Source organism: Streptomyces sparsogenes subsp. cuspidosporus, assembly GCF_039532705.1.
Classification (GTDB): domain Bacteria; phylum Actinomycetota; class Actinomycetes; order Streptomycetales; family Streptomycetaceae; genus Streptomyces; species Streptomyces sparsogenes.
Genome location: NZ_BAAASD010000044.1, coordinates 1 through 23,800 on the forward strand (window position 1 = coordinate 1; position 23,800 = coordinate 23,800).

General features: G+C 71.0%; 28 protein-coding genes and 1 tRNA gene. 19 read left to right on the forward strand and 10 right to left on the reverse strand.

All coding sequences use genetic code 11. The annotated features are described in order from the left end of the window. Positions 1–306: hypothetical protein (locus ABFY07_RS34785; protein WP_346178333.1), on the reverse strand; the 306-nt coding region annotated here is incomplete at its 3' end. A gap of 30 nt (positions 307–336) precedes the next feature. Between ABFY07_RS34785 and ABFY07_RS34790 the strand changes: the two genes are divergently transcribed. From ABFY07_RS34790 to ABFY07_RS34800, 3 genes are all read left to right on the forward strand, one after another. Next, positions 337–966 carry an RDD family protein gene (locus tag ABFY07_RS34790; protein WP_346178334.1) on the forward strand — a complete coding sequence of 210 codons (630 nt, stop codon included), beginning with the start codon at positions 337–339 and terminating at the stop codon, positions 964–966. A 123-nt stretch (positions 967–1,089) separates the two neighbouring features. Then, positions 1,090–1,776, forward strand: a complete 687-nt coding sequence (locus ABFY07_RS34795; RefSeq protein WP_346178335.1) for an RDD family protein — start codon at positions 1,090–1,092, stop codon at positions 1,774–1,776. Positions 1,777–1,950: 174 nt separating this feature from the next. After that, complete coding sequence (locus ABFY07_RS34800; RefSeq protein WP_346178336.1) at positions 1,951–2,451, forward strand: RDD family protein; 501 nt, start codon at positions 1,951–1,953, stop codon at positions 2,449–2,451. Between the two features lie 19 nt (positions 2,452–2,470). Here the strand turns inward: ABFY07_RS34800 and ABFY07_RS34805 are convergent, their stop codons facing one another. Continuing rightward, positions 2,471–2,758, reverse strand: coding sequence for a hypothetical protein (locus ABFY07_RS34805; RefSeq protein ID WP_346178337.1), 288 nt, complete (start codon positions 2,756–2,758; stop codon positions 2,471–2,473). 331 nt (positions 2,759–3,089) lie between these two features. On the opposite strand from ABFY07_RS34805, the gene ABFY07_RS34810 reads away from it, so the two are divergent. Together ABFY07_RS34810 and ABFY07_RS34815 are read left to right on the forward strand one after the other, a co-directional pair. Continuing rightward, positions 3,090–5,483 carry an immune inhibitor A domain-containing protein gene (locus ABFY07_RS34810; protein WP_346178338.1) on the forward strand — a complete coding sequence of 798 codons (2,394 nt, stop codon included), beginning with the start codon at positions 3,090–3,092 and terminating at the stop codon, positions 5,481–5,483. A gap of 133 nt (positions 5,484–5,616) precedes the next feature. Further along, positions 5,617–5,928: a hypothetical protein gene (locus ABFY07_RS34815; RefSeq protein WP_089512381.1), complete on the forward strand. Its 312-nt coding sequence runs from the start codon at positions 5,617–5,619 to the stop codon at positions 5,926–5,928. 101 nt (positions 5,929–6,029) lie between these two features. On the opposite strand, the gene ABFY07_RS34820 is transcribed toward ABFY07_RS34815, so the two are convergent. Then, entirely contained in the window at positions 6,030–6,614 is a 585-nt protein-coding gene (locus ABFY07_RS34820) for an isochorismatase family protein (protein WP_065960041.1), read from the reverse strand. 744 nt (positions 6,615–7,358) lie between these two features. Further along, a complete protein-coding gene (locus ABFY07_RS34825; RefSeq protein WP_346178339.1) occupies positions 7,359–8,693 on the reverse strand; it encodes a nicotinate phosphoribosyltransferase in 1,335 nt (444 codons plus the stop codon). Between the two features lie 82 nt (positions 8,694–8,775). Here ABFY07_RS34825 and clpS point away from each other — a divergent pair, with 82 nt between their 5' ends. From clpS to rdgB, 12 genes are all read left to right on the forward strand, one after another. Further along, positions 8,776–9,087, forward strand: a complete 312-nt coding sequence (gene clpS / locus ABFY07_RS34830; protein ID WP_065960015.1) for an ATP-dependent Clp protease adapter ClpS — start codon at positions 8,776–8,778, stop codon at positions 9,085–9,087. Continuing rightward, on the forward strand, positions 9,087–9,695 hold the full coding sequence (locus ABFY07_RS34835; RefSeq protein WP_346178340.1) for a DUF2017 domain-containing protein: 609 nt from the start codon (positions 9,087–9,089) through the stop codon (positions 9,693–9,695). The genes clpS and ABFY07_RS34835 overlap by 1 nt, the downstream gene beginning before the upstream one ends. Before the next feature lie 276 nt (positions 9,696–9,971). Further along, positions 9,972–11,429, forward strand: coding sequence for an amino acid permease (locus ABFY07_RS34840; RefSeq protein WP_346178341.1), 1,458 nt, complete (start codon positions 9,972–9,974; stop codon positions 11,427–11,429). A 124-nt stretch (positions 11,430–11,553) separates the two neighbouring features. Next, positions 11,554–11,991: a M67 family metallopeptidase gene (locus tag ABFY07_RS34845; RefSeq protein WP_065960009.1), complete on the forward strand. Its 438-nt coding sequence runs from the start codon at positions 11,554–11,556 to the stop codon at positions 11,989–11,991. A 137-nt stretch (positions 11,992–12,128) separates the two neighbouring features. After that, the gene (locus tag ABFY07_RS34850; protein ID WP_342673121.1) at positions 12,129–12,242 is read left to right on the forward strand and encodes a putative leader peptide; all 114 of its coding nucleotides are present in this window, start codon (positions 12,129–12,131) and stop codon (positions 12,240–12,242) included. Positions 12,243–12,351: 109 nt separating this feature from the next. Beyond that, positions 12,352–12,630 carry a MoaD/ThiS family protein gene (locus tag ABFY07_RS34855; protein WP_065960007.1) on the forward strand — a complete coding sequence of 93 codons (279 nt, stop codon included), beginning with the start codon at positions 12,352–12,354 and terminating at the stop codon, positions 12,628–12,630. Then, positions 12,630–13,580, forward strand: a complete 951-nt coding sequence (locus ABFY07_RS34860) for a PLP-dependent cysteine synthase family protein (RefSeq protein WP_346178342.1) — start codon at positions 12,630–12,632, stop codon at positions 13,578–13,580. Before ABFY07_RS34855 ends, ABFY07_RS34860 begins: the two co-directional genes overlap by 1 nt. Positions 13,581–13,959: 379 nt before the next feature. Next, entirely contained in the window at positions 13,960–14,712 is a 753-nt protein-coding gene (locus ABFY07_RS34865) for an MBL fold metallo-hydrolase (RefSeq protein ID WP_346178343.1), read from the forward strand. Between the two features lie 222 nt (positions 14,713–14,934). Further along, complete coding sequence (locus ABFY07_RS34870) at positions 14,935–15,267, forward strand: PTS sugar transporter subunit IIB (RefSeq protein ID WP_079150856.1); 333 nt, start codon at positions 14,935–14,937, stop codon at positions 15,265–15,267. 73 nt (positions 15,268–15,340) lie between these two features. Next, entirely contained in the window at positions 15,341–16,072 is a 732-nt protein-coding gene (gene rph, locus ABFY07_RS34875) for a ribonuclease PH (RefSeq protein WP_346178344.1), read from the forward strand. A 139-nt stretch (positions 16,073–16,211) separates the two neighbouring features. Next, positions 16,212–16,604, forward strand: coding sequence for a hypothetical protein (locus tag ABFY07_RS34880; protein ID WP_346178345.1), 393 nt, complete (start codon positions 16,212–16,214; stop codon positions 16,602–16,604). Positions 16,605–16,628: 24 nt separating this feature from the next. Then, positions 16,629–17,231 (forward strand): RdgB/HAM1 family non-canonical purine NTP pyrophosphatase, encoded by a 603-nt coding sequence (rdgB, locus tag ABFY07_RS34885; protein ID WP_346178346.1) that lies wholly within the window; start codon positions 16,629–16,631, stop codon positions 17,229–17,231. Between the two features lie 45 nt (positions 17,232–17,276). On the opposite strand, the gene ABFY07_RS34890 is transcribed toward rdgB, so the two are convergent. The 5 genes from ABFY07_RS34890 to bcp all read right to left on the reverse strand — a co-directional run bounded on the left by ABFY07_RS34890 (position 17,277) and on the right by bcp (position 20,139). After that, a tRNA-Leu gene (locus ABFY07_RS34890) sits at positions 17,277–17,351 on the reverse strand. Between the two features lie 13 nt (positions 17,352–17,364). After that, positions 17,365–17,883, reverse strand: coding sequence for an HNH endonuclease signature motif containing protein (locus ABFY07_RS43285; RefSeq protein ID WP_428837062.1), 519 nt, complete (start codon positions 17,881–17,883; stop codon positions 17,365–17,367). Then, complete coding sequence (locus tag ABFY07_RS34895) at positions 17,880–18,506, reverse strand: HNH endonuclease (protein ID WP_346178347.1); 627 nt, start codon at positions 18,504–18,506, stop codon at positions 17,880–17,882. Before ABFY07_RS34895 ends, ABFY07_RS43285 begins: the two co-directional genes overlap by 4 nt. A gap of 101 nt (positions 18,507–18,607) precedes the next feature. Then, complete coding sequence (locus ABFY07_RS34900; protein WP_346178348.1) at positions 18,608–19,423, reverse strand: alpha/beta fold hydrolase; 816 nt, start codon at positions 19,421–19,423, stop codon at positions 18,608–18,610. 248 nt (positions 19,424–19,671) lie between these two features. Beyond that, positions 19,672–20,139 (reverse strand): thioredoxin-dependent thiol peroxidase, encoded by a 468-nt coding sequence (gene bcp / locus ABFY07_RS34905; RefSeq protein ID WP_065959996.1) that lies wholly within the window; start codon positions 20,137–20,139, stop codon positions 19,672–19,674. Between the two features lie 152 nt (positions 20,140–20,291). Between bcp and ABFY07_RS34910 the strand changes: the two genes are divergently transcribed. Both ABFY07_RS34910 and ABFY07_RS34915 read left to right on the forward strand, forming a co-directional pair. Continuing rightward, a complete protein-coding gene (locus tag ABFY07_RS34910; protein WP_346178349.1) occupies positions 20,292–20,612 on the forward strand; it encodes a DUF3618 domain-containing protein in 321 nt (106 codons plus the stop codon). A 98-nt stretch (positions 20,613–20,710) separates the two neighbouring features. After that, complete coding sequence (locus ABFY07_RS34915) at positions 20,711–21,052, forward strand: GroES family chaperonin (protein ID WP_065959991.1); 342 nt, start codon at positions 20,711–20,713, stop codon at positions 21,050–21,052. Positions 21,053–21,182: 130 nt separating this feature from the next. Here ABFY07_RS34915 and ABFY07_RS34920 read toward each other — a convergent pair whose 3' ends face one another. Beyond that, on the reverse strand, positions 21,183–23,519 hold the full coding sequence (locus tag ABFY07_RS34920; protein WP_346178350.1) for a transglycosylase domain-containing protein: 2,337 nt from the start codon (positions 23,517–23,519) through the stop codon (positions 21,183–21,185). Positions 23,520–23,800 lie beyond the last annotated feature (281 nt).

The window sequence follows — 23,800 nt, forward strand, 5'->3', positions numbered from 1 at the left end:
CCCGGCCGTCCCGGCGGGGCCGCTCCCGCGCAGGGCGCGAGTGGGCTGCCCCCGCAGGGCGGTGTCCTGCTTCCCGGTGGCGCTCCCCCGCAGGGCGGGCCGGCCGGCGGCCCCGCCGCGCCCCCCGGCGGCGTCCCCGCGCAGGCCGGTGCGCCCGGAGCCCGGCCCCAGCAGCAGCCCCTGCCCCCACAACAGCCGCACCCGCAGCACCAGCAACAACAGCCCCAGCCCCAGCCCCAGCAGCAACAGCCCCAGCCCCAGCAGCAACAGCCCCAGCCCCAGCAGCAACAGCCCCAGCCCCAGCACCAGCAGCCGCAGCCCGGCTGGCAGCAGCAGGTGCGGCAGCTCGCCCAGCAGCCCGGGCCCGGTGTGCCCGGCACGCCCCCGGCCCCCGGCGCCGCCCCCGGCGGCCCGCCGGAAGGCGTCATCCCGTGGAAGCCCCCCGTCGACAACCCGTTCCTGCGGGCCGCCCAGACCCAAGGCCGGCCGGCCGCCCTCGGCCGGCGCCTCCTGGCCCGGCTCATCGACTCCGCCGTGCTCCTCGGCGTCGTCGGCGCGGCGGCGTACCCGCTGTGGACCAAGGCGAGCGACCACTTCGACGAGAAGGTGGAGCGCGCCAAGCTCACCGGCGAGACCGTCACCGTCTACTGGCTCGACGGCACCACGGGCGCCTACCTCGGCGCGGTGCTCGGCCTGCTGCTCGTCGTCGGCGTGATCTACGAGGCGCTGCCGACCGCCAAGTGGGGCGGCACGCTGGGCAAGAAGCTGTGCGGGCTGCGGGTCCTGGACATCGAGGAGCACGACACCCCCTCGTTCGGCGCCGCACTGCGCCGCTGGCTGGTGTACGGGGTGCTCGGGCTGCTGGCGGTCGGCGTCCTCAATGTGCTGTGGTGCCTGTTCGACCGCCCGTGGCGGCAGTGCTGGCACGACAAGGCGGCGCGCACCTTCGTGGCGGGTCGCGGCTGAGGGGACGGGCCCGGCCCGCCGGGTGCGGGCACCGTACGGGGCGCTGACACGTACGGTGCATCCCGGTCGCCCGAACGGAGCGCGCCGGATGCGGCCGCCCCGGCTCCGGGGTCGACTCGGGCCATGAGCACCGACCAGCCGACGCCGGGGCCCGATGATCCCCGGCCCCACGAGCCCCGGGACGGCGAGCCCCGCCCCGGGGAGCCCCGCCCCGGGGAGCCCCGGCCGGAGGAGCCCCGGCCGGAGGAGCCGCGGCCCGAGCAGACGGAGGGCGACCGGTTCGCCGGGCGGCAGCCGCCGCCCTCGTACGGCTCGCCCTACGGCGGCACATACGGCGGCGAGTACGGGGCGGCCGACCCGCTCGCGGGCATGCCCCCGCTCGCGAACCGCGGCCGCCGCCTCGTCGCCCGGATCGTCGACGCGCTGATCATCGGCATCCCGGTGGGCCTGGTGATGGCAGTGCTCGTGGGGGACTACGACCCGGTGAACAACAACAACGAGGCGACCGCCATGACGATCGTCTACGCCCTGGTGTACTTCGTCTACGAGGGGTTGATGCTGACCAAGTACGGCCAGACGGTGGGCAAGAAGGTCATGCGGATCCGCGTCGCCATGCTGGAGAACGGGGAGATCCCGGCCGGCCAGCCGGGCTGGCTGCGCGCCGGTACCTACGCCCTGCCGGAGATCGTGCCGTGCTGCGGCTTCATCTTCTGGCTGGTCAATGTGTTGTGGTGCACCTGGGACCGGCCGTTCCACCAGTGCCTGCACGACAAGGTCGCCAAGACGGTCGTGGTCTCCGTCCCGTCCTGATCCGCCGCCCGGCCCACCGCCCGCCCGCCCGCGCGACCGACCGCCACCCGCCCGACCGACCGCCGCCCGCGCGGCCCACCGCCCGCGCGGCCCACCGCCCGCGCGGCCCACCGCCCGCGCGGCCCACCGCCCCCGCGCTGTCCGCTGTCCACCGCCTGCTGGTGTAATCGGGGCATGACCCCCGACCAGCTCTCGTACCAGCACGACGCCCGCCCCGAAGGAATGCCGCCCCCCGCGACCCCCGGTCAGCGCTTCGCCGCCCGGCTGGTCGACACCCTGATCCTCGGCGTCATCTGGACCGTGGCGCTCACCGCGACCGGCGCGCTCGGGTACGCCTACGATCACCCGGGCGAGCAGGACACGGGCAAGGTGATCCTCGCCCTGGTGATCACCATGGCGGTCTACTTCGTCTACGAGGGCGTGATGCTGGCCCGCAGCGGCCAGACGCTCGGCAAGAAGGCGCTGCGCATCCGGGTGGCGATGCTGTCGGACGGGGATGTGCCGCGCGGTCAGGGCTGGGTGCGGGCCGTGGTGTACGTGCTGCCGGGGATGCTGATCCCGCTGCTGGTGGGCACCCTGTTCTGGCTGGTCAATGTCCTGTGGTGCACCTGGGACCAGCCGCTGCGCCAGTGCCTGCACGACAAGGTGGCCAAAACCGTCGTGGTGGCGGCCTAGCCGGACGAGGGCACAGGCCTCAGCCGCGCAACGAGTGCTCGCTGACCCGCGGCTCCAGCGGCTCGGCATGCGCGTGTGCGGAGGTCCGGGGCGCGCGGTTCGTACGGGCCGCCGTCGCCCGGTCGGCGCGGGGGGTGCCGGGCATGGGGACCGTGACGGCGACGAGGAGTCCGAGCACCAGCCCCGCCACGGCGATCACCGCGACCCCGAGGCCCGCGCGCGTCTGGGACAACAGCAGCATGGCGAAGGTCGACAAGACGACGGTGGCCGAACCGTAGGCGAACTGAGCAGGAGTCGGGCGCGGCATGGCGGGATCCGTCCTCGAGGCATCGACTATGCGGGGGGCAGGAGTCGCACGGATGTGCACCGGCAAAATGACTCTACGGTGCTGAATGCCCGAGGGGAAACGCGAGTAAGCGTGACCTGACCCACGGCGCCGTTGCACGGGGGGCGCAGGGGCGCACACAGCCGTGCTCCATTCCAACTGGTGAGATGCGCGGGCCCGTTGGCGTCCGGTATCCGGTAGAGATGGGCCCGGAAACCTACTTGTCCCCTCTGTCCAAGTCAAGGGCTGTCTTTTCTCCTGCCTCTCCGGTCAAATGTCCCGCACTGGTGTCACTGGGGAGGACTGGAGAAGAGTGAACAGTCAACGGAGGGCCGCCAGAGCGGCCGCCATCGCCACCGTGGTCGCCGCGCTCGGCGCGGCGGCGCTCTCGACGAGTGCGGCCCAGGCGGACGAGGGTTCGTCTACGCGTGTCGAACGCCGCGACCCGGCGCCCGCGAAGACCGATGTCGAGCACGACCTGGCCGGGCCCTACAGCAAGCAGCAGGAGGCCCAGCGCGAGGAGGCGCTGCGCCAGGTCATATCCGGCGACGCGAAGGCCGAACGGCGCGGCGCGTCGCGGGTGGTGAAGCTCGGCAAGGACAAGTACGTCGAGCTGGCCCGGGAGAAGACCGACAAGATCTTCACGATCCTGGTCGAGTTCGGCGACAAGGTGGACGACACCACCATGTACGACCCGGACGGCCCGGACGGCCCGAAGCCGCCGGTCAAGAAGTACGGCGGCCAGCCGGGCCCGGCGCACAACACCATCCCCCAGCCGGACCGGGCCGACGACAACAGCACCGCCTGGCAGAAGGACTACAACCGCCGGCACTTCCAGGACCTCTACTTCTCCGCCGAAAAGGGGAAGGAGTCGCTGAAGAAGTACTACGAGAAGCAGTCCTCGGGCCGCTACTCGGTGGACGGCGAGGTCTCCGACTGGGTCAAGGTCGACTGGAACGAGGCCCGTTACGGCTCCAACTACTGCGGCGACACCAACTGCGCCAACGCCTGGGACCTGATCCGCGACGGCGTGAACCAGTGGGCCAAGGACCAGAAGGCGGCCGGCCGCAGCGACGCCGACATCAAGGCGGACCTGGCGAAGTACGACCAGTGGGACCGCTACGACTTCGACGGCGACGGCAACTTCAACGAGCCCGACGGCTACATCGACCACTTCCAGATCGTCCACGCCGGCGAGGACGAGTCGGCGGGCGGCGGCACCCAGGGCACGGACGCGATCTGGGCCCACCGCTGGTACGCGTACGGCACGAACGCGGGGCAGACCGGCCCGGCCGGGAACAAGGCCGGCGGCGCGCAGATCGGCGACACCGGCATCTGGGTCGGCGACTACACCATGCAGCCGGAGAACGGCGGACTCGGCGTCTTCGCCCACGAGTACGGCCATGACCTGGGCCTGCCGGACGAGTACGACACCACCGGCAAGGGCGAGTCGGCGGTCGCCTTCTGGTCGCTGATGTCCGCCGGCTCCTGGCTGGGCACCGGCGAGGACGCCATCGGCGACCTGCCGGGCGACATGAGCGCCTGGGACAAGCTGCAGCTCGGCTGGCTGGACTACGACACGGCGAAGGCCGGCACCAGGTCCCGGCACACCCTCGGGCCGGCCGAGTACAACACCAAGAACCCGCAGGCGCTGGTGGTCCAGCTGCCCGACAAGGCCGTGACCACCGAGGTCGTCACGCCCGCCGAGGGCTCCAAGCAGTGGTGGAGCGGCATGGGCGACGACCTCAAGAACACCCTGACCCGGTCCGTGGACCTCACCGGCAAGTCCAAGGCGAGCCTGGACCTCAAGGGCTGGTGGGACATCGAGGAGAACTACGACTACCTCTACACCGAGGTGTCCACGGACGGCGGCGCCAACTGGACGCCGGTGGACGGCACGGCGGACGGCAAGGCCATCCCGCGCGACGCCGCCGACAAGCCCGCGCTGACCGGGGCCTCGGGCGCGTACAAGAAGCTGTCCTTCCCGCTCGACGCCTACGCGGGCAAGAAGATCCAGCTCCGCTTCCGCTACCAGACGGACGGCGGCGTCGCCGGGAGGGGCTTCGCGGCCGACGCGATCACCCTCACGGCGGACGGCGCGCCGGTGCTGACCGACGGCGCCGAGGGTGACGACAACGGCTGGACCACGGCCGGCTTCTCGCGCATCGGGGCGTCCTTCACCAAGGACTACCCGCAGTACTACATCGCCGAGAACCGCCAGTACGTGTCCTACGACAAGACCCTCAAGACCGGCCCGTACAACTTCGGCTGGCTGGGCAGCCGGCCGGACTGGGTCGAGCACTTCCCGTACCAGAACGGCCTGCTGATCTGGCTGTGGGACACCTCGCAGCCGGACAACAACGTCGGCGAGCACCCCGGCTACGGCCAGATCCTGCCCGTCGACGCGCACGCCACCCCGCACACCTGGGCCGACGGCACGCTGATGCGCAACCGCGTCCAGACCTACGACTCGCCCTTCAGCTGGTACCCGACGGACGGCTTCACGCTCCACAAGAACGGTGTGGCCGCGAAGGTCCCGGCGAAGCGGGGCACGCCGGTCTTCGACGACCACAAGGGTACGTACTGGTACGAATCCAACCCGACGGGTGGGGTGCGGGTTGCTGACACCAACACCCGGATCTCCATCCTGAAGGAGCTGCCGGGCGCCTCCACGATGACCGTGCAGGTCTCCCGGTCCGCCTCCTAAGATCGACAGATCTGCCATCGTCGCAGGTCACAGCGGTAGCGGCCGTCGCCCTCTAGCGGGCGGCGGCCGTTCGCGTTTAGATGCCCCTACGACCTATCTTGTTGACACGACGTCTCACGGGGGGCATGGACCCATGGCCGATGGAGGATTCACCAAGCTGCCGGGCGGCAGCGTGGTCGTGGCACTGACCCTGCCGCGACCGCTCGGCGAGGGCGGCGTACGGGTGCTGGTGCACGCCGCGAACCGCCAGCGCGCCCTGACCAGGCTGCGCAACCTCGGACTGCGGGCGGTCTACCTGCGGGGGAACAGCGCGCCGCCGACCCCGGACGAGGTGACGGCGGTGCTGCACCACCCGGACGGGCTGGTGTGGCGCACGGCGCCCTACGGGGTGGGGGAGCTGTGGCACCCCATCGCGGCCCTGCTGCGGCCGCCCGCGACGGCGTAGGCCCGGCCCGGTGGATTTGCGGTGAGTATGGGACAGCGACACGCCGTGACATCGGTGTGTCGCTGTCCCATACTCACCGCAAACCAGCGAAACAGCGGCCCTCAGACCACCGGCTTGCCCGAGAGCTCCACGCCCGCCGCGCGCAGCTCCTCCAGGGCCCGCTCCGTGGTGGTCTCGGCGACCCCGGCGGTCAGATCGAGCAGGACGTGCGTCGCGAACCCCTCGCGGCGCGCGTCCAGGGCCGTGGCCCGCACGCAGTGGTCGGTCGCGATGCCCACCACGTCCACCTCGGTCACGCCGCGCTCCCGCAGCCAGCGCGCGAGCGGCATGCCGTTCTCGTCGGCCCCCTCGAAGCCGCTGTACGCCGCCGCGTACGCGCCCTTGTCGAAGACCGCGTCGATCGCCCCGGAGGCGACGGCGGGCGCGAAGTTCGGGTGGAAGCCGCTGCCCTCGGTGCCCGCGACGCAGTGCGGCGGCCAGGTGCGTTCGTAGTCGGGGTGGTCCGAGAAGTGGTCCCCCGGGTCGATGTGGTGATCACGGGTGGCGACGACATGGCGGTAACCCGGGGTCGCCTCCCCGATGAGGTCGGTGATGGCGGCGGCGACATCCGCGCCGCCCGCGACCGCGAGGCTGCCGCCCTCGCAGAAGTCGTTCTGGACGTCGACGACGATCAGTGCCCGGTGCATGGCGTGCGCCTTCCGGCTGGAAACAGGTGGGGGACCGGGAAGCGACTCGGCCCGAATCGGTGGCTGTACTGGTGATTCGACGGATGGGGTGGCTGTCACCGAGGGTAGAGACTCGGCCTTCAATGCGGGAGTGGGCGGGGACCGGACGCGGGACCGGTGGGGTCGCGCTCCGGCACGATACGGCGGCCGGGCGCGAATCCGGGCGCACGCGCCGCATCGACCGGTGCGCACGCCGTCGTCACGCGCCGCGTTGCGCCCTACCGTGCGCCCTTCCCGCGCGCGGCAGCGCGCCGGGCGCGGGGCTGCGTGGCCGCCCGGCGCGGCCAGGCCCGGCGTGCGGCCGTCCGGCGCGCGGCCCCGCCTGACGCGCGGCCCCTTGGTAAGGGGCCGCTGGGCGCGCGGCCATGCCCGTTGTGCCGCCGTGCCTGGCGCGTGGCCTCCCGGCGCGGCGGCGTGCCTGGCGCGGGGCCGCCCGGCGCTGGGCCCCGCCGCCTGTTCGTCGCCCGGCCCGCCGCTCGTCCCCTACCGCCCAGGCCCCCGGTCGCCGCGCGGGCCCGCTGCCCAGGCCCACCGTCCGGTCCCGCCGCCCAAGGGTGCCGGGACCGAGGGCGCCACCGCGGGCGCTCGGGGCCGTCGCCCGGCCCCGCCGCTCGCTCCTGGCGCCCCTCGGCTCCGCCGCCCCAGGGGCGCCGGGGCCGAGGCGGCCGGGGGCGGCGTTCCGCCGGAGGGACGAGCCGCCTCCGGTCAGCCCACCACGTACTCCGTCGGGATGACCGCCTCGCCTCGCGAGAGCTGCGTCGCCGACAGAGGCAGCGCCGACCGTGCCGCCACGTGTCGGTCCCGCGCCGCGTCCAGTGGCTCGCGGGCCACCACCTTGCCTCCGCGCACCAGCTCGACCAGCAGCTGCCGGTCCGCGAGCCCCTCCGGGACCGGGCCGCTGCCGACGACCTCGGCTTCGGCCACGCCGTCCTCGTCCAGCCGCCGCGCGGCCCACTTGCGGCCGCCGATCGAGGATTTCGCGCCCATGGACTTCTTCGCCACGGGGCGCAGCGGCGCGGCCGGGTCGTCGGAGCCGGCCCGGGCGACCAGCTTGTAGACCATCGAGCAGGTCGGGTGGCCGCTGCCGGTGACCAGCTGGGTGCCGACGCCGTACGCGTCCACGGGCGCGGCCGCGAGCGAGGCGATGGCGTACTCGTCGAGATCGCTGGTGACCACGATCTTGGTCTTCTTGGCGCCCAGCTCGTCGAGCTGGTGGCGCACCCGGTGGGCGAGCAGCAGCAGGTCCCCGGAGTCGATCCGCACCGCCCCCAGCTCGGTGCCCGCGACCTCGACAGCGGTGCGCACCGCCTCGGCGACGTCGAAGGTGTCGACCAGGAGGGTGGTGCCGCTGCCGAGCGAGTCGACCTGCGCGGTGAAGGCGTCCCGCTCGGTGTCGTGCAGCAGGGTGAAGGCGTGCGCGCTGGTGCCCACGGTCGGGATCTTGTAGCGGAAGCCGGCGGCCAGGTCGGAGGTGGAGGAGAAGCCGCCGACGTACGCGGCGCGGGCCGAGGCGACGGCGGACAGCTCGTGGGTGCGGCGGGCGCCCATCTCGATCAGCGGGCGGCCGGCGGCGGCGACCGACATCCGGGAGGCCGCGGCGGCGACGGCGGAGTCGTGGTTGAGAATGGACAGGATCACCGTCTCCAGCAGGACGGCCTCGCCGAAGCTGCCTTCGACGCGCATGATCGGCGAGCCGGGGAAGTAGACCTCGCCCTCCGGGTAGCCCCAGATGTCGCCGCGGAAGCGGTAGTCGGCGAGCCACTGGAGCGTCGCTTCGTCCACGATCCGCTGGTCGGCGAGGAAGTCGAGCACGCCGCGATCGAAGCGGAAGTTCTCCACGGCGTCCAGCACCCGGCCGGTGCCGGCGACGACGCCGTACCGCCGCCCCTCGGGGAGGCGGCGGGTGAAGACCTCGAAGACCGTGCGGCGGTCGGCGGTGCCGGCGCGCAGGGCGGCCTGCAGCATGGTCAGTTCGTACCGGTCGGTGAACAGCGCTGTCGATGGCACGTCCACCGGCAGTCCGAGGTGAGCGGTGTTCATAGACGATGATGCTACCTCCGCTACTCGTCAAAGTGACGATTTCTGGTGCCGGTTTAGGCGACGGACCATGCCGGGTGGCAGCATGGGAGGTGTGAGTGCGACACCGGTGGAGATCGAACGGCCCCAGTCCAGCGAGGCGCCCTCGGTGGTACCCGAACCCGATGTCCCGTGGGTCACCGTCGTGCACAACGACCCGGTCAACCTCATGAGCTATGTCACGTATGTCTTTCAGACGTACTTCGGCTATTCAAAGGACAAGGCGCACCGACTGATGCTGGACGTCCACCACAAGGGCCGCGCGATCGTGTCGAGCGGCACGCGCGAGGAGATGGAGCGCGACGTGCAGGCGATGCACGGGTACGGACTGTGGGCGACCCTCCAGCAGGACCGCTGATGGCGGGGCACTTCGAGCCGCTGCCCGGCGGCGGGGCCAGGCTGGCCCTGGACGAGGTGGAGATCTCCATCCTGCGCAGCCTGGCCGTCCAGCTGCTGGAGCTGATCGGGCCCGGCGCGGAGCCGGTGGAGGGGCGGGACCCGCTGGACGCGCTGTTCGCCGAGGGACCCACCAAGCCGCCCGCGGACCCGGCGCTGGCCCGGCTCTTCCCGGACGCGTACGGCGGGCCGGACCGGAAGCCGGGGGCCGAGGAGGAGGCCGCGGCGCGCGCCGCCTCGGCCGAGTTCCGCCGCTACACCGAGAACGACCTGCGGGCCCGCAAGCGCGAGGACGCCCTGGCGGTGGTGCGCGGCCTGGACGCCCTCGCGGGGGCGGAAGCCGGGGCCGGCCCGGGGGTGCTGGAGCTGTCGCCCGAGCAGTCCCGGCAGTGGCTCGGGGCGCTGAACGACCTGCGGCTGGCCATCGGCACCCGGCTGGAGGTCACCGACGAGGACGACGGCGGCGAGCTGCTGCGGCTGCCGGACAGCGATCCGCGCAAGCCCATGGTGATGGCGTACTTCTGGCTCGGCGGTCTCCAGGAGACCCTCGTCGAGACCCTGATGCCCTGAGCGGCGCCCTGATCAGTGAGCGGCGTCCTGATCACCGCTCCGGGCGCCCTGGCGGCCGCCCTCGCCACCCCGCGTTCGCCCATCTGACTGTTCGTTTAGAGGATGCTCAAGTCCGGATAACGATCGCGTCACCATGATGGGGCCTTTTGGTGCTTCGTAGGGCCTTTGTCCGCTTCTTCCTGTGGTGTGCCACACATCGCCCCGTGTGGATCAGTGTTGCGACCGTGATAAATCTTCACGATCGCCAGCCGCCACAGGAAGAAAGGCGCAGGAACCATGACCTCAGTGCGGGTCGATCGGCCTGGAGACGACGCCGTCGGCAATGGGGCCGCGAGCAACACTTCCGAAGAGGGCTACGAACGGGGCCTCGGCAGTCGCCAGGTCCAGATGATCGCCATCGGCGGAGCCATCGGCGTCGGTCTCTTCATGAAGGCCGGGGCGAACATCGCCAAGGCCGGACCCAGCATCATCCTGATGTACGCCCTCGCCGGCGTGGTCATCTTCTTCATCATGCGGGCGCTCGGTGAGCTGCTCCTGTACCGCCCGGTCACCGGCTCCTTCTCGGAGTACGCCCGCGAGTTCCTCGGCCCGTTCTTCGGCTATGTGACCGGCTGGACGTACTGGCTGTTGTGGGTGGTCACCGGCATGGCCGAGCTCACCGCGGCCGCCATCTACATCCACTACTGGTTCCCGGACATCCCGCAGTGGGTCAGCGCCCTGGTGTTCCTGGTGGTGCTGTTCGGGGTCAACCTGATCTCGGTGAAGATCTTCGGCGAGGTCGAGTTCTGGTTCTCGATGGTCAAGGTCACCGCGATCATCGGCATGATCGTCATCGGCCTCGGCGTGCTCACCCTCGGCTTCTCCCAGGCCGGTGACACCGCCGCCGTGTCCAACCTCTGGTCCCATGGAGGCGTCTTCCCGAGCGGGATCGGCGACAGCCTGATGACCTTGCAGGGCGTGATGTTCGCCTATATCGCCGTCGAGCTGGTCGGCGTCACCGCGGGCGAGTCCGAGGACCCGGAGAAGACCCTGCCCAAGGCGATCAACACCCTGCCCTGGCGCATCCTGCTCTTCTACGTGGGCGCCCTGCTGGTCCTGCTCTCCGTGGTCAAGTGGACCGAGTTCTCGGCGGGCGAGAGCCCCTTCGTCCACGCCTTCTCGGTGATCGGCATCCCCTTCGCCGCGGGCATCGTCAACTTCGTGGTGCTCACCGCGGCCCTGTCGTCCTGCAACTCCGGCATGTACTCGACCGGCCGCATGCTGCGCGACCTGGCCGCGAACGGCGAGGCCCCGCAGGTGTTCGGCAAGCTCAGCGGCCGCAAGACCCCGGCCATCGGCATCACCCTGTCCGTCGCCCTCATGGGCATCGGCGTGGTCCTGAACTACCTGGTCCCGGAGAAGGCCTTCGAGTACGTCACCTCGGTCGCCACCGCGGCGGGCATCTGGTCCTGGTCGATGATCCTGATCAGCCACATCCGCTACCGGAGCGCCGTGCGCGCCGGCCGGCTCCCCGCCTCGTCCTTCCCGGCCCCCGGCGGCGCCGTCTTCAGCTGGGTCGCGCTGATCTTCCTGCTCTTCGTCACCTGCCTGGTCGCCTACGACAAGGACGCCCGGATCTCGCTGTACGTCGGCGCGGGTTGGGCCGTGTGCCTGGCCATCGGCTGGGCCGTCCTCAAGAGCCGCTCGCCGCAGGTGGCCGCCGCGGCCCCGGAGCGGGACCAGGTCGCGAAGTAGCGACGGACTCCCTCCCGGCAGACGGGCTCCGTCTCGGTAGACAGGCTCCGTCTCGGTAGACAGGCTCCGTCTCGGTAGACGGGCTCCGGATCTCACGATCCGGGGCCCGTCTTATTCTTTGGCCATGCTGACCATCACGCAGGCCCTCCATGACCAGATCGTCGCGCACGCCCGCGCCGACCACCCCGACGAGGCGTGCGGCGTGATCGCCGGCCCGGCCGGCAGCGGCCGCCCCGAGCGGTTCATCCCGATGCTGAACGCGGCCCGTTCGCCCACCTTCTACGAGTTCGACTCGACCGATCTGCTCAAGCTCTACCGCGAGATGGACGACCGGGACGAGGAGCCCGTGGTCATCTACCACTCGCACACCGCCACCGAGGCCTACCCCTCCCGCACGGACATCTCCTACGCCAACGAGCCCGGCGCCCACTACGTCCTGGTCTCCACCGCGGAGTGCGGCAACGACGAGGGCCCGGTCCAGTTCCGCTCCTTCCGGATCGTGGACGGAGAGGTCACCGAGGAAGAGGTCGAGGTCGTCGAAGCGTACGGAAACGCGGGCTGAGACGGGGCTGAGACGGGGGCCGGAACGCGGCCTGAAACGGGTACGCGCCATGCCTCCGTCTCGCATCGTGGTCGAAGACCGACCGCATCGCGGGACGCTTCTCGGAGGGCGGGGTCGGGAATCGATACGATGACTCCATGGTTTTCGATGATGTGAGCGACAAGACGCCGGGCATGCTGCTCGTCGCGCGGCTCCACGTCGACCTGTGCCGGCTCGCCAGCGCGATGTGTCCGCGCCGGGCCGCCGCCTGACCGCCGCGGAGTCACGCCCTCCGCCCGCGCGCCGCCGTGCGCACCGCACCTCCCCCCGGACGTCGTCCGGGAGGGCCCTGAAACCCCGCCCTCCGACAGGAGCCCACACATGGCCATCGAGGTCCGCATCCCGACCATCCTCCGCACCTACACCGACGGCCAGAAGGCGGTCGAGGGCAGCGGGAACACGATCGCCGAGCTGTTCGCCGACCTCGAGACCCGGCACGCCGGCATCCAGGACCGCCTGGTCCAGGACGGCGAGCTGCGCCGCTTCGTCAACGTCTACCTGAACGACGAGGACGTGCGCTTCCTCGACGGCGTGACCACCAAGCTCTCCGACGGCGACAGCGTGACCATCCTCCCGGCCGTCGCGGGCGGCGGGGTCTGATGCGGTACGACAGCCCTCTGGCCGCGGTCGGCAACACGCCGCTCGTCAGGCTGCCGCGGCTCTCGCCCTCCGCCGACGTCCGCGTCTGGGCGAAGCTGGAGGACCGCAACCCCACCGGCTCGATCAAGGACCGGCCCGCGCTCCACATGATCGAGCAGGCCGAGAAGGACGGCAGGCTGACCCCCGGCTGCACCATCCTGGAGCCGACCTCCGGCAACACCGGCATCTCGCTCGCCATGGCGGCCAAGCTCAAGGGCTACCGCATCGTGTGCGTCATGCCGGAGAACACCAGCGAGGAGCGGCGCCAACTGCTCGCCATGTGGGGCGCGGAGATCATCTCCTCGCCGGCCGCCGGGGGCTCCAACACCGCCGTACGGGTCGCCAAGGAACTGAGCGCCGAGCATCCGGACTGGGTGATGCTCTACCAGTACGGCAACGCCGACAACGCGGGCGCCCACTACGCCACCACCGGCCCGGAGATCCTGGCCGACCTGCCGTCGATCACCCACTTCGTCGCCGGGCTCGGCACCACCGGCACCCTGATGGGCGTCGGCCGCTATCTGCGCGAGCACGTCCCCGGGGTGCAGATCGTCGCCGCCGAGCCCCGCTACGACGACGTCGTCTACGGCCTGCGCAACCTCGACGAGGGCTTCGTCCCCGAGCTGTACGACGAGACCGTGCTGACCAGCCGCTTCTCCGTCGGCTCCGAGGACGCGGTGGCCCGCACCCGGCAACTCCTCGCCGAGGAGGGCATCTTCGCGGGCGTCTCGACGGGCGCCGCGCTGCACGCCGCGCTCGGCGTCGCCCGCAAGGCGGTGAAGGCCGGCGAGAGCGCCGACGTGGTCTTCGTGGTCGCCGACGGCGGCTGGAAGTACCTGTCGACCGGCGTCTACACCGCCGCCACCACCGAGGAGGCCATCGAGACGCTGCACGGCCAGCTCTGGGCGTAGGGGGTGCCTTGTGGATCATGCTGGGCTCCCGACGCCTGGCACGCCCGCCCCCAGCTACCGCTGGGAGGTGCCCCCGGCTGCGTTGTCGTCGTCGCACGCAGCGCCGCTGCGCTCTCCTCCTCCGCCTTGCGGCTGGACGCACCAGACGCCGCTCGCTGATCCAGCCTGATCCACAAGGCACCCCCTAGTGGGTGGGGCCGGTGGGTCGTACCGGGACCGCCGGGGGCCGAGTTCCCGGCCGTCCTGGTGATTCCGCCCACAACGCGGGCTTGTGGAGGAGCGACCAGGGCTTCAGCGGCTTACGCTCGGGGGCACCGCATGACCCCCGCACCCGCCCATGGCCTTCGGCATGGGGACCCCCCGAGGAGGTTCCTGCTTCATGAAGCTCACCGTCGTCGGATGCTCAGGGTCGTTCCCGTCCGCGGAATCGGCCTGCTCGAGCTACCTCGTAGAGGCCGACGGCTTCAGGCTGCTGCTCGACCTGGGCAATGGCGCCCTCGGCGAGCTGCAGCGCCACTGCGGTCTCTACGACCTCGACTCCGTGTTCCTCTCCCACCTGCACCCCGATCACTGCATCGACATGTGCGCGTACTTCGTCGCCCGCTACTACCGGCACGACGGCGGGCGCGCCGAGACGATCCCGGTCTACGGCCCCGAGGGCACCGAGCGCCGGCTGGTCCGGGCGTATGACGACGTGCCCGACGAGAAGTGCATGCAGGAGGTCTTCGACTTCCGCACGCTGACCCCGGGCACCTTCACCCTCGGCCCCTTCACGATCCGCACCGCCCGGGTCTGCCACCCCGTGGAGGCGTTCGGCTTCCGCATCGAGCACGGCGGGCGTTCACTGGTCTACTCCGGCGACACCGGCCCCTGCGAGGCGCTGGTGGACCTCGCCCGGGGCGCCGACCTGTTCCTGTGCGAGGCGGCGTTCACGCACGGCAAGGAGGACATCCCCGAGCTGCACCTGAACGGGCGGCAGGCGGGGGAGCACGCGCGGCGGGCCGGGGTCGGCACGCTGGTGCTGACGCACATCCCGCCGTGGACGGATCCCCAGATCAACCAGCGGGACGCGCAGGCGGTCTTCGGCGGGCCGGTGGAGCTGGCGAAGGCGGGCGCGGTCTACGAGCTTTGACGGCGGCGGCCGCCTTACGTGACCGTACGGCGGCAGTCGCCGTACGTGACCAGGCCCCGGAACCGCTCGGTTCCGGGGCCTCGGCCTGTGCGACTCCTCAGCCCGGCGCTTCTCGCCCGGCACTCCTGCGCCTGGGACTCCCGAGCCATGGTGGTCTGAACCACTGGCGGAGGTCTCGGCGGCGGACATGACCGAGCGAACCGGGCTAAACCTGGTTAACGTATGACAACCCGCTCGCCGGTATCGCCCCGGGGATCGCCCAGGGATCGCCCCAGGGCCGAGAAGCGACCCGAGCACCAGGCCGAGACAACAGGAGTGGACATGGCCAGCAAGGCTGAGAAGATCGTCGCCGGGCTCGGCGGTATCGACAACATCATCGAGGTCGAGGGCTGCATCACCCGTCTGCGCACCGAGGTCAAGGACGCCGCCCTCGTCGACGAGGCCCTGCTCAAGGCCGCCGGCGCGCACGGCGTGGTGAAGATGGGCACCGCCGTCCAGGTCGTCATCGGCACCGACGCGGACCCCGTGGCCACCGAGATCGAAGACCTCATGTGAAGCCGCTGACCTGATGGGGCCGGCCTGACCTGAGCCACTGAACCGCCCTCCGCATTGCCGATAGGCTCGACCCATGTCTCGTATCGACGGCCGCACCCACGACCAGCTCCGCCCCGTGACCATCGAGCGCGGATGGAGCAAGCACGCCGAGGGCTCCGTCCTCGTCTCCTTCGGCGGCACCCGCGTCCTGTGCACGGCCAGCTTCACCGAGGGCGTGCCGCGCTGGCGCAAGGGCGGCGGCGAGGGCTGGGTCACCGCCGAGTACGCCATGCTGCCGCGCGCCACCAACACCCGCGGCGACCGCGAGTCCGTCCGCGGCAAGATCGGCGGCCGTACGCACGAGATCTCCCGCCTCATCGGCCGCTCGCTGCGCGCCGTCATCGACTTCAAGGCCCTCGGCGAGAACACCGTCGTCCTGGACTGCGACGTGCTCCAGGCCGACGGCGGCACCCGCACCGCGGCCATCACCGGCGCGTACGTGGCTCTCGCCGACGCCATCACCTGGGGCCAGGGCAAGAAGCTCATCAAGGCCGGCCGCCAGCCGCTGACCGGGACGGTCTCGGCCGTCAGCGTCGGCATCGTCGGCGGCGTCCCGCTGCTCGACCTGTGCTACGAGGAGGACGTGCGTGCCGAGACCGACATGAACGTCGTCTGCACGGGCGACGGGCGCTTCGTCGAGGTCCAGGGCACGGCCGAGGGCGAGCCCTTCGCGCGCGAGGAGCTCAACGGGCTGCTGGACCTGGCCGTCGCGGGCTGCGGGGAACTGGCCGAGATCCAGCGGGCGGCGCTCGCCGGCGAGCTCTGACCCGCGCCGGGGAACGCCACCGGGCAACCCCGCCGAGCAACCCTCTGACGCCTGTTGGCGTGTAGTCAGGTACGGAAACCGGGGGCGGGCGCGCGCGACTGCGGGCGCCCGCACCGCCACCAGGGGAGGGGACCCGTCCATGGCGCCGCGCCACCACCGCCGTACGACCGCGCTCGCCGCGCTCACCACCATCGTCCTCGCAGTGCCGCTCACGGCAGGCTGCAGCGCGGTCGAGAAGGCCATCGACTGCGCGCAGCTCGCCGTGGACATCTCCACCGACGTGGACAACCTCCAGGACGCGGTGAGCGGCGCCGCGGTCGATCCGCAGGACGCCGACAACCTGCTCGACGCCCTCGACAAGGACATCGACAAGATCAAGGACAAGACCGACAACGCGGATGTCGGCAAGGCCGTCGACCACCTCCAAAAGGCCGTGGACAACGTCCAGACCGCCATCGACAAGGGCCAGGACCCCGACCTCGGCCCCGTCAAGGACGCGGCGGGCGAGCTGACCAAGGTCTGCAGCCCCTGACGGCACCGTCGATAATCGACACCCATGAAGCGCCTGATCCTCGCCACCCGCAACACCTACAAGATCACCGAGCTGCGCTCGATCCTGAGCGACGCCGGTCTCGACGTCGAACTCGTGGGCGCCGACGCGTATCCGGAGGTCCCCGACGTCAAGGAGACGGGGGTGACCTTCGCCGAGAACGCCCTCCTCAAGGCCCACGCCCTGGCCCGGGCCACCGGCCACCCCGCCGTCGCCGACGACTCCGGGCTGTGCGTCGACGTCCTCGGCGGCGCCCCCGGCATCTTCTCGGCCCGCTGGTCGGGCCGCCACGGCGACGACCGGGCCAACCTGGAGCTGCTGCTCGCCCAACTCGCCGACGTCCCCGACGAACACCGCGCCGCCCACTTCGCATGCGCGGCCGCCCTCGCCCTCCCCGACGGCACCGAACGCGTCGTCACCGGCCGCCTCCCCGGCACCCTCCGCCGGGACCCCGTCGGCGGCGGGGGCTTCGGCTACGACCCGATCCTCCAGCCCGACGGCGAGACTCGCACCTGCGCCGAGCTGACCCCGGAGGAGAAGAACGCGATCAGCCACCGGGGCAAGGCGTTTCGGGCGCTGGCGCCGGTGGTGCGGGATCTGCTGGGGTGAGTGAGACGAAGGCGCGGCACCTGTCTGGTGCCGCGCCTTCCACGGTGGGCCCGGTGGGACTCGAACCCACGACACACCGGATCTAAACCGGCGTCCTCTGGCCAGCTGGGATACGGACCCGTCGAGCGCGAGTCTACTGCGTGTCGAATCGCTGACGCCAAGTGGCGGTGCGTTGTCGTCCCCGTCCGGAGAAGGTCTTTGTCTGACTGTGGCAGGAGGGACAGAGGTACCGCAGGTTCTGGAGGCGGTTGTCCCACCGATCCCCGTTGATGTGGTCGATCTCCAGTACGAGCCGTCGGCCCTGCCACGTATCACCCGTCCCGCACTCGTCACAGACTCGCGGCACGGCACTCTCCTCGAGCGCGCGCCTTAGCTGTGAGGTTTTCGTCCGGGTGGCCCCGGGCTCGAGTTTCCGGAGGATTGCGGCGGCGGACTTGCGATACGGAGAAGGCCGGCCACACTGGTGGCCTTGGCCGATGAAGTGAGCGGTCGAGATCCCGTACGTGGCGATGCTCCGCTGTACCAGAGCGCGGCTCGCACCTCCGGCGGGGAGCTCCAGAGCGCGCAACACTCCAGCCACGCTGTAGGACTCGGTGACAGCCCGCAATAGCTCGTTCTGGGGAAGCAGCCGCTGCGTGCCACGCCGACTCATGCCGCGCGCTGCCGCTTGCGACCGCGGTATGTGTCAGTCACCGCATGGCAGTTGGGGCACAGAAGCCTCAGGTTCTCTGGGCGGTTATCCCACCAGTCGCCGTTGATGTGGTCGACTTCATGACGCAGCGGCTTGCCGTTCCATTCCCGGCCCGTGCCGCACATCGCACACACCTCCGGAACATCACGCCGGATGAGTTCTCTGCGCAGCCGCTCGCCGGGGATCCTTCCGTCCGACTGCGATCCCAGAACCAGACGGTCCCTCAACCGTCTCCTTGGGCGTTGGGGCGATTGCGCCGAAAAGTGCGACGTGTCGATGCCGAGGGCGGCGATGCGGCGGCCGATATGGGCCTGATTGCCGCCCACAGGGCTGATCCTCAGGCGGCGAACGACCTCGGCCACACTGGTCGAACACGCGACGACTTCGCGGAGTCGTGATTCGCTGTGGCGCACCGGCGGCGTGCGGAGATGCGAGGCGTCGATGCCCGCCTCGGCGAATTTGCGGCGGAGGTAGCTTCTGCTGCCGACGGTCGGCTTGCCCCCGGACCGCCGTATGGCCTCATCGATGGTCTTCGAGGTGCGTGCGACTTCCGAGAGCAGCTCGGGCGTGTATCTGATGCGCATGGTTCCCCTCCCTGTGCGACCACACGTAGCACCATCGCACTGAGTAACGAACCCGTCGCCCAGAAGTCACGCCCACCGCCCGGCCCCGGAGGTGAGGCACGTCACGACTTGATGAAGTCGAGGATGTCGGCGTTGAGCTGATCCTTGTGGGTGACGTAGAGGCCGTGCCCGGCCGCCGGGTACTCCTTGTAGACGGTGCCGGGGATCAGCGCCGCGGTGCGGCGGCCGGTCAGTTCGGCCGGGGCGGAGAAGTCCGCGTCGCCGTGGATGACCAGGGTCGGGAGGGTGAGCCCGCGCAGGTACTCGCGGTTGTCGGTGTGGAAGACGGTCTGCTGGACCTGGAGGGTGGCCCAGGGGGAGGCGGACAGGCACATCCGGATCTTCCAGTCGATCATGGCGGGGGAGGCCTCGGTGCCCAGTTGGGTGGCGAAGTAGGCCTGTGACTGCCGGGTGAGCCACTTGGGGCGGTCGGCGCGGATCGCCGCGAGCATGGCGTCCAGGGCCGCCTCGGGGGCGCCCTCCGGGTTGTCCTCGGTCTGCTTGAGGAACGGCAGGATGGCGGAGACGAACACGGCGCGGTCGGCGCGGTCCTCGCCGTGGCGGCCGAGGTAGCGGGCCACCTCGGCGCCGCCCAGGGAGTGGGCGACGAAGATCACGTCGTGCAGGTCGAGGTGGTCGAGGAAGGCGGCGAGGTCGTCGGCCAGGGTGTCGATGTCGTAGCCGGTGGAGGGGCGGTCGGAGCGCCCGTGGCCGCGCCGGTCGAAGGAGACGCAGCGGAAGCCCTGCTCGACGAAGAAGGGGATCTGGTACTCCCACATCTCGGTGTTGAGCATGGAGCTGGTGACGAAGACGATCGGCCGACCCTGCCCGTAGTCCTCGTACGCGAGGCGGGTCCCGTCAGTGGTCTCGAAGAACATCTCGGCTCCCTGGTTCATCCTGGTTCAGCGGTCCGTCGCTGCGATGTGATCAGGATGTCCGAGCCGCCGGAAGCGGTCGATTACGTGCCAGGTAATGCCGGGGCGGGCCAGATGATCCCGGGGCGGGCCAGATGATCCCGGGGCAGAGGTGATCCCGGGGCCGAGGTGATGCCGGGGCGCTCGCCGGCGCCGCGGGGTGGCCACCTGACCACCCCGCGGCGCCGGGCGCCGCCCCAGGAGCGGTCGGGTCAGAGGCCCAGATCCTTGATGATCTTGGCGACATGGCCCGTGGCGCGGACGTTGTACAGGGCCCGCTCGACCTTGCCCTGCTCGTCGACGACGACCGTGGAGCGGATCACGCCGGTGACCGTCTTGCCGTACATCTTCTTCTCGCCGAACGCGCCGTACGCCTGGAGGATCTCCTTGTCGGGGTCGCCGAGGAGGGTGACCTTGAGGCTCTCCTTGTCGCGGAACCTGGCCAGCTTCTCGGGCTTGTCGGGGGAGATGCCCACGACGTCGTAGCCGTGCTGGGCGAGGAGGTCGAGGTTGTCGGTGAAGTCGCAGGCCTGCTTGGTGCAGCCGGGGGTGAGGGCGGCCGGGTAGAAGTAGACGATCACCTTGCGGCCCGCGTAGTCGGCGAGCGAGACAGGCTTGCCGTCCGCGTCGGGGAGGGTGAAGGCGGGGGCGGTGTCGCCGGGCTGCAGGCGCTCGCTCATGGTGGGGTCTCCTCGGGGCACGTGTGCGTGGCGCGGGTGTGTACGTACCCGACATTAGCCAGGTTCCCGATCGGGGGTGCTGTGGGGCGGGGGCCAGGGGGAACTGACACACTGTCCATCACCGGATCATCGAGATTGACGGAGGCAGCGCGGTGTCGGAGGCCAGGACCCCTGCGCAGATCGAGGCGGACATCGCCCGCAGGCGGCAGCAGCTCGCCGTGACGCTCGACGAGATCGGGGTGCGGATGCATCCCAGGACGATCGTCGGGGACGCGAAGGCGAAGGCGGCCGCGGCCGTGGACCGGACGGCGGGGCGGGCCTATGTGTCGGTGAACCGCGCCGTCACCGGCGTGCGCGCCCAGTTTGTCTCCGAGGAGGGCGCCCCCCGACTGGAGCGCATCATTCCGGTGGCGCTCCTGGTGGTGGGGCTCGCCGGGCTGTACGCGGTGTCCTCGCGGCGTCGCCGTCCGTAGCGGGACGGCGGGAGCGGGGCGGGGCGGCACGGGTGCCCGGGCGGGCTCTGCCCGGGCTGTGCCACCGGCGCGCCGCCCGGCCAGGTACGGTCAAGGGCGTGAGTACGAACACCTCCCATGACAAGCTGCCCATCCGGATGCTGCACGACCGGGTGCTGGTACGAACCGACATCCCGGAGGGCGAGCGGCGCTCGACCGGCGGCATCGTCATTCCGGCGACCGCGGCGGTCGGCAGGCGGCTGGCCTGGGCCGAGGTGGTCGCGGTCGGGCAGAACGTGCGGACCGTGGAGCCGGGCGACCGGGTGCTCTACGACCCCGAGGACCGGGCCGAGGTCGAGGTCCGCGGCGTCGCGTACGTCCTGATGCGGGAGCGCGATCTGCACGCGGTCGCGGCCGAGCGGCTCGAGGGGTCCGAGGACTCCACCGGGCTGTATCTCTAGCCGGTCCATGGAGCCGGTCCATGTAGTCGGTCCATGGAGCCGGTCCATGTAGTCGGATGTAGGCGGTCCGCATGCGCGCAGGGTGGTGGCCGGGGCCACCACCCTGCGCGTTTTGTGTCGCCTGTGCTGCTCAGCCGCCCGACCCGGGGCCGCCGGGGCCGCCCGGGTCACCCGGCCCGCCCGGTCCGCCGCCCGGGTCGGCCGTCGTCGGCTGCGAGGTCGGGACGCCCGTCGGCGGGGTGTACGTCGGCTGGGTCGTCGGGGCCGTCGTCGGGGTGAAGGTGGGCTGGGTCGGGTCGGTGGCGGGGTCGGTCGTGGGGGCCTCGCCGGCCGGCGGGGAGGTGGTCTCCGGCGGCGTGGTGACGGCCGGCGGGGTGGTGGTGTCGGCCGGGAGCGTGGGGGTGTCGGCGCCGTCCTCGGAGCTGAGGTCGAACTCGGCCGGGGTGCGTCCCTGGAGGGCGGCGGCGGTGTACGCGGCCCAGATCTCCGTGGGGTAGCCGCCGCCGTTGATGCGGGGCAGGCCGGTCGCCCCGTACAGCGACTTCTGGGCCCCGGTGGCGGAGTCCTGTCCCATCACGGCCACGACCGTTGCCAGGTCCGGGGTGTAGCCGGCGAACCAGGCCGCCTTGTCGTCCTCGGCGGTGCCGGTCTTGCCCGCGGCGGGGCGCTCGGCGGCCTGGGCGGCGGTGGCGGTGCCGCCGTCCACGACGCTCTGCAGGACGGTGGTGGTGGTGTCGGCGGCGGCGCGCGGGACGGCCTGGTCGGTCTTCTTCTTGGGGAGCGCGATCTCCCGGCCGTCCTTGGTGATCTCGGTGATCTTCGAGACCAGGCTGTACGGGGTGTGCCGGCCGTGGTTGGCGAGCGTCGCGTATGCCTCGGTCATGTCCAGCACGCTGGCCGTGGCGGGGCCGAGCGCGATGGAGGGGGAGGCGGTCAGGTCGGGGGTGTCCTTGGGGATGCCGAGGGCGATGGCGGTCTGCTTGACCTTGGCCGGGCCGACGTCCTGGGCCATCTGGGCGTAGACGGAGTTCACCGAGTTGTCGGTGGCCGTGGTGACGTCGATGGAGCCGTAGTCGACGTCGTCCTCGTTGGCCGGGGCGTAGCCGGTGGGCCCCTCGGGGCCGACCACCTCGCGCTTGTTGGTGCCGTCGTAGATCGTGTCCGGGGTGATCGGCTCCCCGCTCTGGGTGGTGGAGCCGTTCTCCACGGCGGAGGTGAACACGATCGGCTTGAAGGTGGACCCGACCTGGTAGTCGGTGCGGGTCGCGTTGTTGACGAACTGCTTGGTGTAGTCGATGCCGCCGTAGAGGGCGACCACCTCGCCGGTCTTGGGGTCGATGGAGGCGCCGCCCGCCCGGACGTACTTGTCGACCTTGCGGGAGTCGCTGAGCTTGCTCATCAGCTTCTCGCGCACGGCGGCGACGAAGGCGTCCTGCTTCTTCCGGTCGATGGTGGTGGTGATCCGGTAGCCGCCGCGGGCCAGGGTCTGCTCGTCGATGATGCCGTTCTTGGTGAGGTACGCCTCGACGGCCTCGACCAGGTAGCCGCGCTGCCCGGACATGCCCGACTGGACGGTGACCTTGCCGGGCGTCGGGAAGGTCATCCGGTCGCGGGCGGCCTTGCTCAGCCAGTCCTTCTTGACCATGCCGTCCAGGACGTAGTTCCAGCGGGCCAGCGCCCGGTCCTTGTTCTGCGGGTGGGTGACCACGTCGTAGGCGTTGGGGGCGTTGAGCAGGGTCGCGAGGTAGGCGCCCTCGCCGAGGTCGAGGTCCTTGGCGTTCTTGCCGTAGTAGGCCTGGGCGGCGGCCTGGATGCCGTACGCGTTGCGTCCGAAGTAGCTGGTGTTGAGGTAGCCCTCGAGGATGTCGTCCTTGCTCACCTCCCGGTCCAGCTTGATCGAGATGAAGAACTCCTTCACCTTGCGGGAGACGGTCTGCTCCTGGTCCAGGTAGTAGTTCTTCACGTACTGCTGGGTGATGGTGGAGCCGGACTGCTTGCCCTTGCCGGTGGCGGTGTTCCAGGCGGCGCGGACCATGGCCTCGGGGTTGATGGCCGACTCGGAGTAGAAGTCCCGGTCCTCGGCCGCGAGCACCGCGTGCTGGGTGGTCTTGGGCACCTGGCTGAGCGGCACGTACTCCCGGTTGACCTTGCCCTCGCGGGCCAGCGGGGTGCCGTCGGAGTAGAGGAAGACATTGCTCTGGGCGACGGCGATGTCCTTGGCCGCGGGGATGTCGACGAGCAGGTAGCCGGTCACCAGGCCGCCGGCGACGAGCAGCACGATCATCAGGAAGCCGCCGAGCACCATCCGCCAGGTGGGCAGCAGCCGGCGCCAGCCGGTGCGCTTGGGACGGCCCTTTCTGCCCTTGGGGCGGGCGGGCTGGGCGTCGCCGTGGTCGCTGGTGTCGTTGGTGCCGGTGACGTCTGCGCCGCCCATGCCGCCGTCGATCAGTTGGGGCTCGTCGCTCATGTCCTTTGAGACTCCTAGACCGCCGTCGAGGGTTGTGCCGCGGCGGAATCGTGCACGGTCGGGCGGTTGGCCTGGTACGCCCCATAAAACACTGTCGCATCATCCGTTCCGGACCAAGGCCGTGGCCCACACCTGTGACAGCTCTGTGACCGGCGGAATGGACGATGCCGCACCCGCCATCCGGGTGGTCTTCCACGCTCCGGCCGGGTGAATAATGCCTGGCTCTCCCTCCCCCGGCGCCGCTAGGCTCCTGGGCTTCGGCGAACCGGGCGGGGGGAGAG

What these genes read in the sequence shown, in the direction of transcription:
- ABFY07_RS34795 (WP_346178335.1), top strand. Translation starts at nt 1,090, where the DNA reads ATGAGCACCGACCAGCCGACGCCGGGGCCCGATGATCCCCGGCCCCAC.
- ABFY07_RS34800 (WP_346178336.1), top strand. Translation starts at nt 1,951, where the DNA reads ATGACCCCCGACCAGCTCTCGTACCAGCACGACGCCCGCCCCGAAGGA.
- ABFY07_RS34805 (WP_346178337.1), bottom strand. Translation starts at nt 2,758, where the DNA reads ATGCCGCGCCCGACTCCTGCTCAGTTCGCCTACGGTTCGGCCACCGTC.
- ABFY07_RS34815 (WP_089512381.1), top strand. Translation starts at nt 5,617, where the DNA reads ATGGCCGATGGAGGATTCACCAAGCTGCCGGGCGGCAGCGTGGTCGTG.
- ABFY07_RS34820 (WP_065960041.1), bottom strand. Translation starts at nt 6,614, where the DNA reads ATGCACCGGGCACTGATCGTCGTCGACGTCCAGAACGACTTCTGCGAG.
- ABFY07_RS34825 (WP_346178339.1), bottom strand. Translation starts at nt 8,693, where the DNA reads ATGAACACCGCTCACCTCGGACTGCCGGTGGACGTGCCATCGACAGCG.
- clpS (WP_065960015.1), top strand. Translation starts at nt 8,776, where the DNA reads ATGGGAGGTGTGAGTGCGACACCGGTGGAGATCGAACGGCCCCAGTCC.
- ABFY07_RS34835 (WP_346178340.1), top strand. Translation starts at nt 9,087, where the DNA reads ATGGCGGGGCACTTCGAGCCGCTGCCCGGCGGCGGGGCCAGGCTGGCC.
- ABFY07_RS34840 (WP_346178341.1), top strand. Translation starts at nt 9,972, where the DNA reads ATGACCTCAGTGCGGGTCGATCGGCCTGGAGACGACGCCGTCGGCAAT.
- ABFY07_RS34845 (WP_065960009.1), top strand. Translation starts at nt 11,554, where the DNA reads ATGCTGACCATCACGCAGGCCCTCCATGACCAGATCGTCGCGCACGCC.
- ABFY07_RS34850 (WP_342673121.1), top strand. Translation starts at nt 12,129, where the DNA reads ATGGTTTTCGATGATGTGAGCGACAAGACGCCGGGCATGCTGCTCGTC.
- ABFY07_RS34855 (WP_065960007.1), top strand. Translation starts at nt 12,352, where the DNA reads ATGGCCATCGAGGTCCGCATCCCGACCATCCTCCGCACCTACACCGAC.
- ABFY07_RS34860 (WP_346178342.1), top strand. Translation starts at nt 12,630, where the DNA reads ATGCGGTACGACAGCCCTCTGGCCGCGGTCGGCAACACGCCGCTCGTC.
- ABFY07_RS34865 (WP_346178343.1), top strand. Translation starts at nt 13,960, where the DNA reads ATGAAGCTCACCGTCGTCGGATGCTCAGGGTCGTTCCCGTCCGCGGAA.
- ABFY07_RS34870 (WP_079150856.1), top strand. Translation starts at nt 14,935, where the DNA reads ATGACAACCCGCTCGCCGGTATCGCCCCGGGGATCGCCCAGGGATCGC.
- rph (WP_346178344.1), top strand. Translation starts at nt 15,341, where the DNA reads ATGTCTCGTATCGACGGCCGCACCCACGACCAGCTCCGCCCCGTGACC.
- ABFY07_RS34880 (WP_346178345.1), top strand. Translation starts at nt 16,212, where the DNA reads ATGGCGCCGCGCCACCACCGCCGTACGACCGCGCTCGCCGCGCTCACC.
- rdgB (WP_346178346.1), top strand. Translation starts at nt 16,629, where the DNA reads ATGAAGCGCCTGATCCTCGCCACCCGCAACACCTACAAGATCACCGAG.
- ABFY07_RS43285 (WP_428837062.1), bottom strand. Translation starts at nt 17,883, where the DNA reads ATGAGTCGGCGTGGCACGCAGCGGCTGCTTCCCCAGAACGAGCTATTG.
- ABFY07_RS34895 (WP_346178347.1), bottom strand. Translation starts at nt 18,506, where the DNA reads ATGCGCATCAGATACACGCCCGAGCTGCTCTCGGAAGTCGCACGCACC.
- ABFY07_RS34900 (WP_346178348.1), bottom strand. Translation starts at nt 19,423, where the DNA reads ATGTTCTTCGAGACCACTGACGGGACCCGCCTCGCGTACGAGGACTAC.
- bcp (WP_065959996.1), bottom strand. Translation starts at nt 20,139, where the DNA reads ATGAGCGAGCGCCTGCAGCCCGGCGACACCGCCCCCGCCTTCACCCTC.
- ABFY07_RS34920 (WP_346178350.1), bottom strand. Translation starts at nt 23,519, where the DNA reads ATGAGCGACGAGCCCCAACTGATCGACGGCGGCATGGGCGGCGCAGAC.